The sequence below is a fragment of the Chloracidobacterium sp. D genome (genome assembly GCF_018304685.1).
Classification (GTDB): domain Bacteria; phylum Acidobacteriota; class Blastocatellia; order Chloracidobacteriales; family Chloracidobacteriaceae; genus Chloracidobacterium; species Chloracidobacterium thermophilum.
In genome coordinates, this window is record NZ_CP072634.1 from 860,916 (window position 1) to 874,229 (window position 13,314).

Genomic DNA, 13,314 nt, shown 5'->3' on the forward strand with positions numbered 1-13,314 from the left:
GACCGTTACGCATTCACCCACGTCACCCACGCCGGGCCGGGGGGCAGTGATGAAGCGACTCGTGCGGTTCCTGACTGTAGTGGGCCACCAGATCGGCCGGGGCCGGTTCGCCCAGAAAGATTTCCCGCAGCTTGTGCCAGAGCGCCAGCCGGTTCCAGTCCGGCGTTTGGCGGACCTTCATCTCATCCGTCAGATAGGGATTGGGCAGAAAGACCGTCGTCATCTGCTCGCCCGCGCCGTTCCACAGGCGCAGGCCCCAGCTCCGCCCGCCGCCACAACGCTGCCCACGCTGTAAAAAGAAGGCTACTTTGGAAACCTGCCGCTGCCGGGCCACTTCGGGTGTCGGCGCCTGCCGGTGAATGCCGGTGCACAGGTGAAAGTGCCAGTAACCCAAATCCACCGTGAGGTAGCCGTCGAGAAATGTCACTTTGGGCGCTTTCTCAAAGCGGATTTCAAAAACCGCGCCCTCGATGCACGGCCCGACCACGATGTCCCGCCAGTGTTCTTTGAAAAGCACGTCGGTCAGGCGTTCCATGGTCGCCGGGCTGGCGTCGAAGTAGTCGTATTCAAGGGTTCTACCGCCGGGCAGGGCGATGACTTCCCGTGCCAGACAGCGGGGCGAAGGAGTAGCGGCAGTTTCGGATACAACATCGGGCAGGGTGGCAACGGTCATGGGGTCTTTTCTCCGTGGGGTGTTTTCTGGTGGGCAGGTGATGCCCGCAGCATCTGGGTCGTCAGCCGGGCCGGGCTGAGGTAGTGTAGGCAGCCGGTAGGCTGTCACCAAAGGGCTTTTCGTGCACAAGCAGGAATTTTGCGAACACTGTGGCTGTCGGCCACAGTGGCACTCCCGTCAGCATGGCTTTCCATGAACTCATCGGACAATCGGCTGCCAGAGCCTTTCTCCAGCGCGCGCTTGCCACCGGACGCCTGCCGGCCAGCCTGTTGTTTACGGGGCCCTCCGGGGTGGGCAAGCGCCAGTTTGCCTTGGCGTTGGCACAGGCGCTGAACTGCCCGGAAGCACCGGACACCGGCTGCGGCATCTGCGCAACCTGCCGGCGCATCGCGCAGGGGGAGCATCCCGATGTGAAGCTGATCGTCCCGGATGGCGCACACATCAGGATCGGGCAGGTACGCGAAGCCATCCGCTTCGCTACCGACCTGCCTTACGAAGGCCGGCGGCGCGTTGTCATCTTCGAGCGTGCCGATACCTTCAACACGGCGGCCGCCAACGCCTTTCTCAAAACGCTTGAAGAACCGCCCGCCCATGCACAGCTCATCCTCATCAGCGCCCGCCCGGATGCCCTGCCGGCCACCATCCGTTCGCGCTGCCCGGTCGTGCGGTTTGCGCTGCTGTCACCCGAAGAGGTTGAGCGTTGTCTGGAGCGATATGCCCGGCGTCCACCGGCCGATCAGCGGCTGCTGGCGCGGCTGGCACAGGGACGCCCCGGTACGGTTACGGGGTTGGACCTGGAAGTGTACCGCCAGCAGCGCCGCGCCCTGCTTGAACTGTTGACGTTGCTGGGGCAGGGCAATGCCATCCCACGCCTGCTGAAAGCCGCCCAATACTTCGGAAAACTCGAACGCCCGGATTTTGAATTCGCACTGGACATCCTGGCCAGCCTGGTACGCGACCTGGTATGCCTGAAGGTTGCACCGGCGGCCGCGGAAACGTCCCGTTCGCTGGAAGACCGGCTCGTTCACAGCGATGTTCAGCCCAAACTGGCGGAACTGGCCGACCTGTTCCCGCTGGAGCGTTTGCACCAGACGCTCAACCGGTTCGAGGCCATCCGGCGCGATCTTGACCGCAACATCAACCGCGTCCTGGCGCTGGAGGCAGCGCTGCTGGAACTGAGCGCCAGACCGTGAAGCCGTTGGCGCGGGGGCTGGCGCGGCAGCATCGGTTACCTGGAGGATGGCGATGTGTGGGTTGAGGGTGTCTGCCCGTTGCTGCGTAAACATCAGCCGCCCCACTCTCCATTCGCCACTCGCCACTCGCCATTCGCTACTCACTATTCGCTACTCACCACTCGCTACTCGCCATTCCTAACCCCGGACAGCCATGAATCCTTCGACGACGGGACACAACTTCGGTTATCGTGAGGCGCACCAGCCACACAGGAATCATCCCACAACGAGCTGAACAGTCATGGCACTGACGACTTACCTTGAAGCCATCCGGCAAGCCCTGTTCGAGGAAATGCGCCGCGACCCCAACGTGTTTTGCCTTGGGGAAGACATCGGAGTGTATGGCGGCGCGTTCAAGGTCACGGCCGGTTTGCTGGAGGAATTCGGGCCGGAGCGCGTCATTGACACGCCCATTTCAGAGGCGGCCATTGTCGGCGCCGCCTGCGGTGCGGCGCATCTGGGGCTGCGTCCGGTGGCCGAAATGCAGTTCATTGATTTCATCTCCTGCGCTTTTGACATGCTGACGAACTATGCGGCGACGAGCCGCTACCGGCAGGGACTGGCCGTGCCCATCGTCGTACGCGGCCCGTCCGGCGCTGGCGTGCGCGGCGGACCGTTTCACTCGCGCAACCCGGAAGCCTTCTTCATGAACACGCCGGGGCTGAAGATGGTTGAACCGGCAACGGCATACGATGCCAAGGGGCTGCTCAAGGCGGCCATCCGCGATGATGATCCGGTACTCTATTTCGAGCACAAGTACCTCTACCGCCGCATCAAGGAAGACCTGCCGGAAACGGACTACATTGTGCCGATTGGCAAAGCCGCTGTACGCCGGGCCGGGACGGATGTTTCCATCATCACCTTCGGGGCCATGGTGCACGTCGCCCTGGAAGCCGCCGAAACCCTTGCGCGCGAAGATGACATCCAGGTGGAAGTGCTCGATATGCGGTCGCTGCTGCCTTACGACAAGGAAGCCATGGCGCAAACGGTACGGAAAACCAACAAGGTCATCATTCTGCACGAGGCGACGTTGACCGGCGGAATTGGCGGCGAATTTGCTGCGTTTATTGCCGAAGAATTGTTCGAGCACCTGGATGGCCCCATCGTGCGCGTGGCTTCCATTGACACGCCAACCCCCTACAGTCCGCCGCTCGAAGATTTTTTCCTTCCCAACGCCGGGAAAGTCATGGCAGCCGTGCGGCGGCTGGTAGAGTATTGAAACGAACCAACCGGGCTATGCACTCTGCACGTGTGGCCCACAAGTCATCTTGGTAAAGGATTTCAGTTATGCGTTACGAAGTTGTCATGCCTCAGATGGGCGAGTCCATCACGGAAGGCACCATCATCAAGTGGTTGAAACAGATTGGCGACCGCGTCGAGCGGGATGAGCCAATCTTCGAGATTTCAACCGACAAGGTGGATGCAGAAATACCGGCCCCGCAGGCCGGTTTTTTGGTGGAAATCCTCGTCGGTGAGAACCAGACCGTGCCGGTCAATACGGTGGTGGCCTACATCAGCGATGAAGTCCCGGCTTCCGCGCCGGATACCCAACCGGCACCGGCCGAAGCTCCGGCGGCGGTCAGCGCCGCCGTTTCCGCGGCCACGCCTTCGGCAACCGCAGCCCCCTCCAACGGTGTGACGGCCGCCACCCGGATTGATGAAGCCGATGTCGAGGACGCTTCGGAAACCACCGACGCTTTTGGCGTGCGGTCTTCACCGCTCGTGCGCCGGATGGCGCGCGAACATGGCATTGATTTGCGCCAGATTCGCGGCACGGGCATCGGCGGACGCATCACCAAGCACGATGTTCTGGCCTTTCTGGAGCGGCGCCAGGCCGCGGCTTCGACGGTAGTTGCGCCACCCGCCACACCGGCCGTGACGCCGCCCGCGCCACCGGCTCCGGCAACGCCGTCCGTGATGCCGCCGGCCACACCGGCAATGACTGCGCCGGCTGTGGCCGCGCCGCCCCCGGCCGCCCTGCCGGGCGATGAGGTTGAAGTCGTCCCGATGACGGCGATGCGCAAAAAAATTGCCGAGCGCATGGTGCTCAGCAAGCATACGTCCCCGCATGTCACTTCCGTCTTTGAAGTGGACATGACGCACATTCACCGGCTGCGGGAGCGGAACAAACGTGAGTTTGAAGCGCAGCATGGCGCCAAGCTGACGTTTTTGCCCTTCATCGTCAAAAGCGTCGTGGATACGCTCCGCGCCTGGCCGGCGCTCAATGCCTCTATCGAAGGTGACAACATCATCTACAAAAAGCACTACCACATCGGGATTGCCGTTGCGCTTGACTGGGGCCTGATTGTGCCAGTCATTCGCCATGCCGAGGAGAAAAACCTCATCGGCCTGGCGCGCAGTATCAGCGATCTGGCGAATCGGGCGCGCGCCAAACAGCTCAAGCCCGATGAAGTCGTGGGCGGAACCTTCACCATCACGAACTACGGGAGTTTCGGCAGCCTCATCGGAACGCCCATCATCAACCAGCCGCAGGTGGCCATTCTGGGCGTGGGCGCGGTGGTCAAACGGCCGGTCGTCACGGAAGACGATGCCATTGCCATCCGCCACATGTCCTACCTGTCGCTGACGTTTGACCATCGCCTGATTGACGGCGCGGTGGCGGACCAGTTCATGTCCCAGCTCAAGCGAACGTTGGAGACGTTCCAGGCGACGGAACTGAGTTAGACACCACCGTGACTAACCCCGGTTGTGCGGGCGTGGAGGAGGCTGTCCACCCTCCACGCCCACCCAGCCGATGAAGTGCGCCTGATGATGGAAGGTTCGGCAAAAGCCGCTGCCAAAAGCGAGCCGCTGCATCTGTCGGCCAATGCCATTCCTGCCTGGACGGATGAAGCCCGGCGGGCGGACCGGCTGGCGGGGTTGCTGCTGGCCGGACTGGCGGCGCTGTTTGCCTTCTTCGTCACCCGGCGCATTGGTGCCATCCCAGCGCCGACGGCGGCCGAAGGTTTCCTGGCCCATGAGGCTCTGACGGGCGGACTGATGCTCTCCCGTCCGGCGCTGGACTGGACGCTATGGGCGGCGCTCGTGGCCTTTGGCGATGGCGTGGCGCAGGTGCGCGTGTATGGCGTCCTGCTGGCGCTGGCGACACTGGTCATCATCTATTCCATCGGGCGCAAACTCCACAGTCGCGCGGCCGGGCTGCTGGCAGTGGCATGCCTGATTGGTGATCCCAACTTCTTCAACAGTCTGCGCACGTTCCGTCCCGAAACCGGTGCTGTTACCTTTGCCCTGCTCGGCTTTTATCTGTTTTTGCGCGCCCAGGCCACCGACCGCCTGGGACGCAAGTGGCTTTGGGGACTGCTGGGCGGTGCGGCCTCGCTGCTGGCCGGGTGGTTTGATCCGATTGGATGGAGCGGTTTTCTGTGGGTGCTCGCCTGGGGACTCATCCAGCGCGGCGACCTGCTGGGGAGCACCTCGTGGCGCATCTTTCTGCTTGGCGCTGGAGCGTTGCTGCTTCCCTACCTGCTCTGGATTGGAACGCACTGGGCTGAATACCAACGGCAGGCCGCACAGGTTGCCGCCGTCCTGTATGGGCAGCCCGGTCTGTCCCTGTGGGAGAACCTGCTGGCCGAAGGACGGCGCTATGCCGGTTGGTCTAACGGTATCCTGCTGATTCCGACCCCGGACAGCCTTAGCGTGCGGCTTTTCCAGGGGATGACCTTGGGTGCGCTGGCCTATCTGGGCGTCCGCACCGCCCGGACGATTTCCCACATGGTGTCCCACTGGCAGTTTGTCCGCGAACTGCGCCGGCGGTTTGGCGGGATGCCCGCTCCAGCCGAGCTGAAAGAGCTGTATGAGAGTGGGGAAGTCCGGCTCCCCAAGGTCGGCACGCTGGAAAGCTGGATGTTTGAGCGTGGGGGGCTGCTGCGTCGGCTTTCGCTCATTGTGCAGGAAATTGAAAAAGACACGCGCCCCATCACCCACTGGCTTCAGGTGTTGGGCGCACCGTCGCACCCGGACTGGCGGATTCCGCGCACAGGTCTGTTGGTCGTCACCTTGACCGGCATCGTGAGTCTGGCGCTGTTTGACAGCTATAAACTCCCGGCCTCGTTGCCCATACTGACGGCCTGGTTTGCCTTGTGCGTCGGGGTGTTTGTGGTGGATGCGCTGCGCTGGGCTGTGGAGCAGCGGCGGCGTACCGTGCCGCGCGTCCTGCGTGGTCTGGCGGTGGGGGTGACGATGCTGGCGCTGGTCACGGCCACGCTGGGTTCAGGCGGGCGGGCTGTCTGGCGTTTTCACCGCTGGACACGAACCTTCACCCCGGCGCCCTATGCCGATCTCGCCCTGGTGTTGCGGCAGGTCGTTCCGCCGGGCGCAACGATTGTGGCCAGCAACACCCACCGCTTTGCTTTTCCACTGGGCACCCGCTACGTCGCCCCACTTGATGAGGAGCCGTTTCCAGCTCAGATTGCCGACGAGAATCAGCCGGTGGTGATGATCACTGATGAAACACCGGCGTCCGCGCCTCTGCGGAAGCTGGCCGCTCAGTCCCAATGGCCGCTCATTGCCGAGTTGTCAGGGACGCTCTACGGTACGGTGCGCGTGTACCGACTGACCGGAACGGAAAGCGCCCCGTCACTGCCCGCGCGGTACTACTTCATGGGAAGCACCAATGGTTATGCCCGGCGTGGCTATTACACGGAGCAGCAGCGCCAGGAAGCCACGCTCGTCTGGCTGGCCGAGCCGACTGATCTTGAACGCCTGACAAAAAACCTGCCGCATGCCGGGATGCGTCCGCCGGAAGTGCAGCGCGACGGCAGCCAGCTTGCCCTGCGGATTGTGACCGATGTCTCCAACTACACCACCCGCCTGCGGCTGCCCTTGCCCCCGCTCAAGCCAAACGTGATGTATCGCCTTCAGACCGCCGTGCGCGTCACGCAGGGCGGGGCGGTGATTGGCGTCCGGGATCAAACCGGGTTGTGGCTCAACGAACCCGTGGCGCTGAGCGAGAGCCAGACCTACGTGCCCATTGACATTCTGTTCGTCACCAACGGACGCGGCGATGCCGAGCTGGCCATTGGCAACCGGCGAAACCAGCCGGCCGCTTCCGCCCTGTATCTTGGGCGGGTGGAAGTCCGGGAGATTGGCGCCAATCCATAGGGGCCCGTCTGCTAAGCTCGACGCGCCATGGCGTCCCGTCAGTCATCACCTGTCTGGATTCTGTTGATGATTGGGCTTTCGTTGTTGGGTCTGTTGGTATCGGTCGCCTGGGGCGTGGCTATTCGCTTGGGCTACCTGCCGCGCTGACGGTGAACGGCACTGCTTTCCGGCTTCAAGCCGGCTTACAGAAAACGATGGACTGATTCACCAGGGTGCCGCACTCACCGGCCGCCTTGGTTGCCACCTCGGTGATGGGCCGAAAGGCGCTGATTTCTTCCAGCAGGTCGCGCGGCGGTTCGGCTTCATGGGCAAAGCCGATCAGCCACCGGGGGAAATGTGGAAGCCGCCGGAGCAGGGAACGAAGCGCGGCGCGGTATTCACGGCGCGAGGTGAGACAGCCGCCAAAGCGTCCGGCGTGGGCCCGCGTCAGCGACCCAAGTGCATCCGGGTGATGGCTGACCCAGACTTCGCGCCAGCCATCCCGGTGTCCGGTCACGTGGTCGTAAGGGGCAAGCGGCGGCAGGCGCAGATACACCACATCGGCGGCCGTCTGCACGGCAAACACGTGCGCCGGAAGGCAGGTGGCCTGGTTGGCCAGCCGGTTGTCCACGGCACGGTTGAGCCGTGGCAGGGCTTCGATGGCCGCTTCCTCCAGGCTTTGGCACAGGTGGCGGACGGACACATCAAAGCCCAGCCAGTAATCCCCAAGGTATAGCCCCAGACTCATCCCCAGCGCCTGCGTGATACGGTCCGGCGTCTGGAGGACGGCCTGCCGCAATCCCGCCAGCCACCGGACGTGGGGCAGCGGCAGCCAGCGCGTCAAGGCGGGATTGATGGGCGTTGCGTCCTCCTGGGCGGCATCGCGCGCCGCCCCCAGCCAGGCATCCACCTGGCTGGCCGTAAGCACATAGCCGTTGTTTTCAACGGTGGCAATGGCCCGGCAGGTCTCTGCCTGACGCGGATCATTGGTCAACACCTGTTTGCCAAGCAGCTTGAGCCGCCAGCCCAGGCTGCCATCGCCGCCAAAGGGCAGGGCAATGGAGTGGAACGGTTCTTTCTGCAGGGCCGCCACCTCAAAACCGAGCAAAGGCGCCTGGTGCAGGGGGCTTTGGGAGACTGTCCAGGGCATCAGCCCAGAGATACCCACAACACCACTGCCGGACGGGTTATGGTCCGTTGTTGGGTCGGCCAGCCAGCAGGCCGTCACCGTTGGGTCAAGCGCCGTCCCGGCCATAGCGCGCAGGTGCGCCAGAGCTTCCGTTTCCTGATAGGCACTGCGGAACGGGCGGTCCTGCGTCAGCGCGCACCACACGTCAGCCAGGCGTAACAGGCGCGCCGCCAGCGGAATCTGCTCGCCCCGGAGGCCGTCCGGGTACCCGGACCCGTCCCAGTTTTCGTGGTGCCAGCGAACCAGCAGGCCAATGGCTTCAGGAAGGTTGCGGTCATACATCACCCGCTCGCCAACGACGGGATGCCGCCACAGCATCTGCCGTTCCCCAAAGGTCAGGGGCCGGGAAGCCGTCAGAAAAGGCAGGTCAAGCTGGCTTTCGCCGATGTCGTGCAACAGCGCCGCGATGCGCAGGTCACGGCGGCCACGCTCGGAAAACCCAAAGGCAACCGCGAGTTTGTCCGCAACGGCCGCCAGACGAAGGGCGTGGGGCGCCGTGTAGCCTTCGACAAGATCAAGTCGGGTACTTTCAGCTTCGTACTCGGCAAGACGGGCAGCCCAGGTGTCCGGCGCGGAAGCCTGTTTGGACATTGCGCTCAAAACGGCGTAGGCCGCCGACGCAATGGATGATCAACCGGGATGAGTACGCTGAGAACCGCGCCGATAAAGCCGCCGCCCAAGGCAAAGACCAGCCCCCCAAAGGTGCAGAACGCCAGAAACCGCAGAAAGTCCATCCCGTCGAGATCGGGCGCGGCAAAGCGGAGCAGATAGAGCAGACCTGTCAGGATACCTCCGAAAATGAAGCCCAGTGCGGCATTGTGGGCGGCAATCCGGGGCGTCTCCGCGTGGCCGCCGTGGCGGAGCACACCGGCAAAGGTTCCGATGAGAAACCCGATTTCGGCAAACATCGCCCCGTTGCGGATCGGATGGGCATCGGGAAAGCCAAGCTGTCGCCAGACCAGATACAGGGCAACCATCACCAGACTGCTTACCGCACCGACGCGGCTGCCGGCCAGCAGCATCGTCCAGAAATGTTCGAGGGAATCAAACGTCGGCTGCCGGAGCGGCTTTGGCGGCGCAACCAGATGCAGCACGTCCTGACAGCGGCTACAGGTGTTTGTGACCGGATCATAGCAATCGCTCTGGTGACAAATCTCGCACCGTACAGCAAGGGAAACCGACTTAACTCGCAACGGCTGGACTTCCGCCATGACGTTCAACCTCAGCAGAACAAGTCTGGAATTTCGGGGACGCCGTGGTGCCGCGTCCCGCGCTGACCTCCACGGTCTCGGCTGTAATGGATGGGGCAAATGCCGTCAAATGATTCCGCGATGATGATGGCAACGGGACGGTGCTGACTGTGCGCCCGGCAACGCTGGGTGCTGTTTTCCACCACGGATTAGCAAACGTCTGACCAAAAGACGTTGGTAAATGGAAAAAAGTTGTGTTTCTTTATTGTCACCTTCAACGTCCAAGCGGTAACCTGCCGGTATCATTTTTGAACCAATTTTACATTGGCGGTTTGGGCAACCCCCCCCTTTGCCTGGATAAGCCTGCCTGCAAGAGAAGGCCTATGAAAATGCCCGTTTTGCTGCTCGTGGATGATGATGAACTCGTTTTGGAGTTGCTCAATGACATCCTACAGGACGAGTTTACGGTTGTCACGGCGACGGATGGCCCATCGGCCCTGGAGAAGCTGCGCTCGCTGAGCGCCCTGGATGGCGTCATCACGGACTTCGACATGCCCCGCATGAGCGGCCTCGAACTGATGTGGCGGATTCGCCAACGTTACCCAACCCTGCCCATGGTTGGGCTTTCGGGGACGCTCCGCTCCCACCATCAGATTGCGGGCCGCTGCCCGGAAGGCGCTGTCTTCCTTCAGAAACCCTTTGAGGTGTCAGAATTGCTGACTTTAGCCCGCCGGCTCTTCCAACCGCCCGGCAATCAGGACTATGCTGGGCGCACACAACTCTGAACCTGATGACGGGTAAACACATCTCGCATGTCACAGAAGGTACTCGATCTGTGCCGCCTTCTGCCCGGCCCGCTGGCCGGGCGGATGCTTGCGGACCTTGGCTTTGAAGTCGTACGTCTGCTGCCGCCGGCTGGCGACCTGACGCAGGCGCTGTCACCACAGCTTTACAACTGGCTGGCAGCCGGAAAGCAGACAATCACCCTTGATCTGAAAACCCCCGATGGCGTCGGGCAACTCAAGGCACTCGCCGCCGAAGCGGCCATCCTGCTGGAAATGAACCGTCCGGGTGTCATGGAGCGTCTGGGCGTCGGGCCGGAAACACTGCGCGCCATCAACCCAAAGCTGACCTACGTACGGATTGCCAGCTACCGCGAAGCGGCCCTGTACGAAGCGCCGGGCCATGATCTGACCTATCTCGCGGGCGGCGGTTTCATCCCCCGCTTTGGCGACGGCTGGAAGTACCTGCAAATTGCGGACGGGGCCGGGGCCTACTGGGCGGTCATCGCAGCGCTGGACGGGCTGCGCAAGGGCGGCGGCTTCTATGAGGTGTATTTGTCCGAAGCGGCAGCCGGGCTGGCCTATCCGCCGCCCGTCAAGCTTGATGGAAGCATCGTCTGCTACGGTATCTATCCGACCCGCGAGGGGCAGTTGGCGCTGGGGCTGCTGGAGCCGCATTTCTGGCAACGCTTCTGCGCTGCCGTCGGACGCGAAGACTGGAAGGCTTCGGCGTTCTCGCCGGCTATTGAAAGCAATCCGGTGTACGTCGAAATCAGAACCCTGCTTGCCGAACGGACGGCGGACGAATGGGAAGCCCTGGCGCTGACCCACGGTTTTCCCGCCCGCAAGGTGCAACCCTACGTTCCGCCACCGAGCACCATTCCCTGGCGCGAAGTGCGCTGACGCCCATACCCCGGAGCTGAACCCATGGCGACTGAACGGCAGCATTACCGGACGTGCAACCTGTGCGAGGCCATGTGCGGTCTCGAAATCACCGTCCGCGGCAACAACATCGTGCGCATCGAAGGCGACCGGCAGGACCCTTTCAGCCAGGGGTATATCTGCCCGAAAGGGGTTGCCCTGCAGGACCTGCACACCGATCCCAACCGGCTGCGGCATCCCGTTCGCCGTACCCGTGGCGGCAACTGGGAGCGGATCACTTGGGAAGCAGCCTTCGATGAAGTGGCGGGGCGTCTGCGCGACATCCAGGAACGCTACGGCAACAACGCCGTGGCGACCTACCAGGGCAATCCGGCCGTGCACAACTTCGGCACGGTGATTTCGTTCCCGTCCTTTGTGCGGACGCTGAAGACCAGGAACATCTACTCCGCCAGTTCAGTTGACCAGTTGCCGCACATGGTCGCGGCCCACGCCATGTTCGGCCACGGACTGCTTTTGCCCGTGCCGGACGTGGAGCGGACGCAGTTTTTTCTCATCATGGGGGCGAATCCGGTGGTCTCGAACGGCAGCCTCATGACCGCGCCCGGCATGTCGCGGCGGTTACAGGCGTTGCGCGCCCGTGGCGGCAGGGTGGTCGTTGTGGACCCGCGCCGGACGGAAACGGCCGAACTTGCCGACCAGCATCTTTTCATCCGGCCGGGAACGGATGCCTACCTGCTGCTTGCCATGCTGCACGTCCTGTTTGCCGAAGGGCGCGTTCGGCTGGGGCGGCTGGCGGCATTTACCGATGGCGTCGAAACGCTGGCGGCCATCGTGCGTGATTTCCCGCCGGCGCGCGTGGCGCCGCTCACCGGCATTGCTGCTGAAACCATTGAGACGCTGGCCCGCGAGTTTGCCACCGCGTCGGCGGCCGTGTGCTACGGCCGCGTCGGGCTTTCCATCCAGACCTTCGGGACAAGCGCCCAGTGGCTTGTCAACGCGCTGAACATCGTCACCGGCAACCTTGACCGGGAAGGCGGAGCCATGTTTCCCAAAGCGGCGCTTGACCCGCTGGAGCGGTTCACGGCCGGGCATCTGGGAGCGTGGAAAAGTCGTGTCCGCGGCCTGCCGGAGTTTGCCGGTGAACTGCCCGTGGCGGCGCTGGCCGAAGAAATCCTGACGCCGGGCAAGGGGCAAATCCGCGCTCTGGTGACGATTGCCGGCAATCCCGTCCTTTCGACGCCCAACGGTCGGCAACTCGATGCGGCGCTGGCCACGCTGGAGTTCATGGCGGCGGTGGACATCTACATCAACGAGACGACCCGCCACGCGCACATCATCCTGCCGCCGACGGGTTCGCTGGAGCACGAAAACTACGCGGCGATTTTTCATCATCTGGCCGTTCGCAATACGGTCAAATACTCGCCGGCCGTGTTTGCTCCGGCGGACGATACGCGCCACGACTGGCAGATTTTTCTCGAACTCGAAACGCGCCTCGCCAGCCGGACACCACTGGAAGCCATCCGGGCGCAACTGCGGCGGGGTGTCCGGTTGGGGCTGGGTCTCGATGGCATGCTGGATTTGGCGTTTCGTTTCGGCCCCTATGGAACGGGGCTGTTCGGCGACGGCCTGACACTGGCGAAAGTCAAGGCGGCTCCGCACGGCATTGATCTGGGGCCGCTCCGGCCGGCGCTGCCCGGACGGCTCTGGACAAAAAACAGGCGCATCGCCCTGGTGCCGGAGATGTTGACGCAGGATGTGCCGCGTCTTCAGGCGCAGCTTCAGTCCCAGCCGATGCCCCCCGCTGCCAATGGCACCCTGCTGCTGATCGGCCGGCGTCAGCTTCGCAGCAACAACTCGTGGATGCACAACAGTGAACGGCTGGTACGCGGCAAAGCCCGCTGCACACTGCTGGTGCATCCTGATGACGCCCGGCAGTATGGCATTACATCGGGGCAGATGGTGAGGGTTATCAGCCGTGTTGGGGAAATCATTGCCCCAGCAGAAGTTTCCGATGAGGTTATGCCCGGTGTGGTCAGCCTGCCGCACGGTTGGGGGCATGACCGTCCCGGCGTCCAGCTCGACGTTGCCCGGCGCTATCCCGGCGTCAGCATCAACGACATCACCGATGAGCAACTGGTGGATGAAGTCAGCGGAAACGCCGCCCTCAGCGGCGTGCCGGTACGCCTTGCCCCTGTCGCCGGGAAAGCTGTGTCGCGCCCGGCCTGAACCACAGGTTTGAACCAGTCCCTGCCTTCCGGTGGCCGGT

10 protein-coding genes are annotated in these 13,314 nt (G+C 63.2%); 7 read left to right on the top strand and 3 right to left on the bottom strand.

Annotation, left to right across the window (positions count from 1 at the left end; all coding sequences use genetic code 11):
- Nucleotides 1-22 precede the first annotated feature (22 nt).
- Nucleotides 23-673, bottom strand: a complete 651-nt coding sequence (locus J8C01_RS03675; RefSeq protein WP_211432423.1) for a DUF7676 family protein — start codon at nt 671-673, stop codon at nt 23-25.
- A gap of 182 nt (nt 674-855) precedes the next feature.
- Here J8C01_RS03675 and holB point away from each other — a divergent pair, with 182 nt between their 5' ends.
- The 4 genes from holB (at nt 856) to J8C01_RS03695 (ending at nt 7,026) form a co-directional block, all read left to right on the top strand.
- A complete protein-coding gene (gene holB / locus J8C01_RS03680; protein WP_211432424.1) occupies nt 856-1,866 on the top strand; it encodes a DNA polymerase III subunit delta' in 1,011 nt (336 codons plus the stop codon).
- 280 nt (nt 1,867-2,146) lie between these two features.
- Nucleotides 2,147-3,124 carry an alpha-ketoacid dehydrogenase subunit beta gene (locus J8C01_RS03685; protein WP_014099247.1) on the top strand — a complete coding sequence of 326 codons (978 nt, stop codon included), beginning with the start codon at nt 2,147-2,149 and terminating at the stop codon, nt 3,122-3,124.
- A 68-nt stretch (nt 3,125-3,192) separates the two neighbouring features.
- A complete protein-coding gene (gene sucB / locus J8C01_RS03690; RefSeq protein WP_014099248.1) occupies nt 3,193-4,590 on the top strand; it encodes a 2-oxoglutarate dehydrogenase, E2 component, dihydrolipoamide succinyltransferase in 1,398 nt (465 codons plus the stop codon).
- A gap of 84 nt (nt 4,591-4,674) precedes the next feature.
- Nucleotides 4,675-7,026 (top strand): ArnT family glycosyltransferase, encoded by a 2,352-nt coding sequence (locus J8C01_RS03695; RefSeq protein WP_211432425.1) that lies wholly within the window; start codon nt 4,675-4,677, stop codon nt 7,024-7,026.
- 172 nt (nt 7,027-7,198) lie between these two features.
- Here J8C01_RS03695 and J8C01_RS03700 read toward each other — a convergent pair whose 3' ends face one another.
- Nucleotides 7,199-8,785: an HD-GYP domain-containing protein gene (locus J8C01_RS03700; RefSeq protein WP_211432426.1), complete on the bottom strand. Its 1,587-nt coding sequence runs from the start codon at nt 8,783-8,785 to the stop codon at nt 7,199-7,201.
- A 5-nt stretch (nt 8,786-8,790) separates the two neighbouring features.
- Entirely contained in the window at nt 8,791-9,288 is a 498-nt protein-coding gene (locus tag J8C01_RS03705) for a hypothetical protein (RefSeq protein ID WP_211422831.1), read from the bottom strand.
- Nucleotides 9,289-9,767: 479 nt separating this feature from the next.
- Between J8C01_RS03705 and J8C01_RS03710 the strand changes: the two genes are divergently transcribed.
- From J8C01_RS03710 to J8C01_RS03720, 3 genes are read left to right on the top strand one after another with little or no spacing between them, the layout of a single operon-like run.
- A complete protein-coding gene (locus J8C01_RS03710; protein ID WP_211432427.1) occupies nt 9,768-10,169 on the top strand; it encodes a response regulator in 402 nt (133 codons plus the stop codon).
- A gap of 27 nt (nt 10,170-10,196) precedes the next feature.
- Complete coding sequence (locus J8C01_RS03715; RefSeq protein WP_211432428.1) at nt 10,197-11,069, top strand: CoA transferase; 873 nt, start codon at nt 10,197-10,199, stop codon at nt 11,067-11,069.
- Between the two features lie 24 nt (nt 11,070-11,093).
- Complete coding sequence (locus J8C01_RS03720) at nt 11,094-13,274, top strand: molybdopterin oxidoreductase family protein (RefSeq protein ID WP_211432429.1); 2,181 nt, start codon at nt 11,094-11,096, stop codon at nt 13,272-13,274.
- The last annotated feature ends 40 nt before the right edge of the window (nt 13,275-13,314 follow it).

What these genes read in the sequence shown, in the direction of transcription:
- J8C01_RS03675 (WP_211432423.1), bottom strand. Translation starts at nt 673, where the DNA reads ATGACCGTTGCCACCCTGCCCGATGTTGTATCCGAAACTGCCGCTACT.
- holB (WP_211432424.1), top strand. Translation starts at nt 856, where the DNA reads ATGGCTTTCCATGAACTCATCGGACAATCGGCTGCCAGAGCCTTTCTC.
- J8C01_RS03685 (WP_014099247.1), top strand. Translation starts at nt 2,147, where the DNA reads ATGGCACTGACGACTTACCTTGAAGCCATCCGGCAAGCCCTGTTCGAG.
- sucB (WP_014099248.1), top strand. Translation starts at nt 3,193, where the DNA reads ATGCGTTACGAAGTTGTCATGCCTCAGATGGGCGAGTCCATCACGGAA.
- J8C01_RS03695 (WP_211432425.1), top strand. Translation starts at nt 4,675, where the DNA reads ATGATGGAAGGTTCGGCAAAAGCCGCTGCCAAAAGCGAGCCGCTGCAT.
- J8C01_RS03700 (WP_211432426.1), bottom strand. Translation starts at nt 8,785, where the DNA reads ATGTCCAAACAGGCTTCCGCGCCGGACACCTGGGCTGCCCGTCTTGCC.
- J8C01_RS03710 (WP_211432427.1), top strand. Translation starts at nt 9,768, where the DNA reads ATGAAAATGCCCGTTTTGCTGCTCGTGGATGATGATGAACTCGTTTTG.
- J8C01_RS03715 (WP_211432428.1), top strand. Translation starts at nt 10,197, where the DNA reads ATGTCACAGAAGGTACTCGATCTGTGCCGCCTTCTGCCCGGCCCGCTG.
- J8C01_RS03720 (WP_211432429.1), top strand. Translation starts at nt 11,094, where the DNA reads ATGGCGACTGAACGGCAGCATTACCGGACGTGCAACCTGTGCGAGGCC.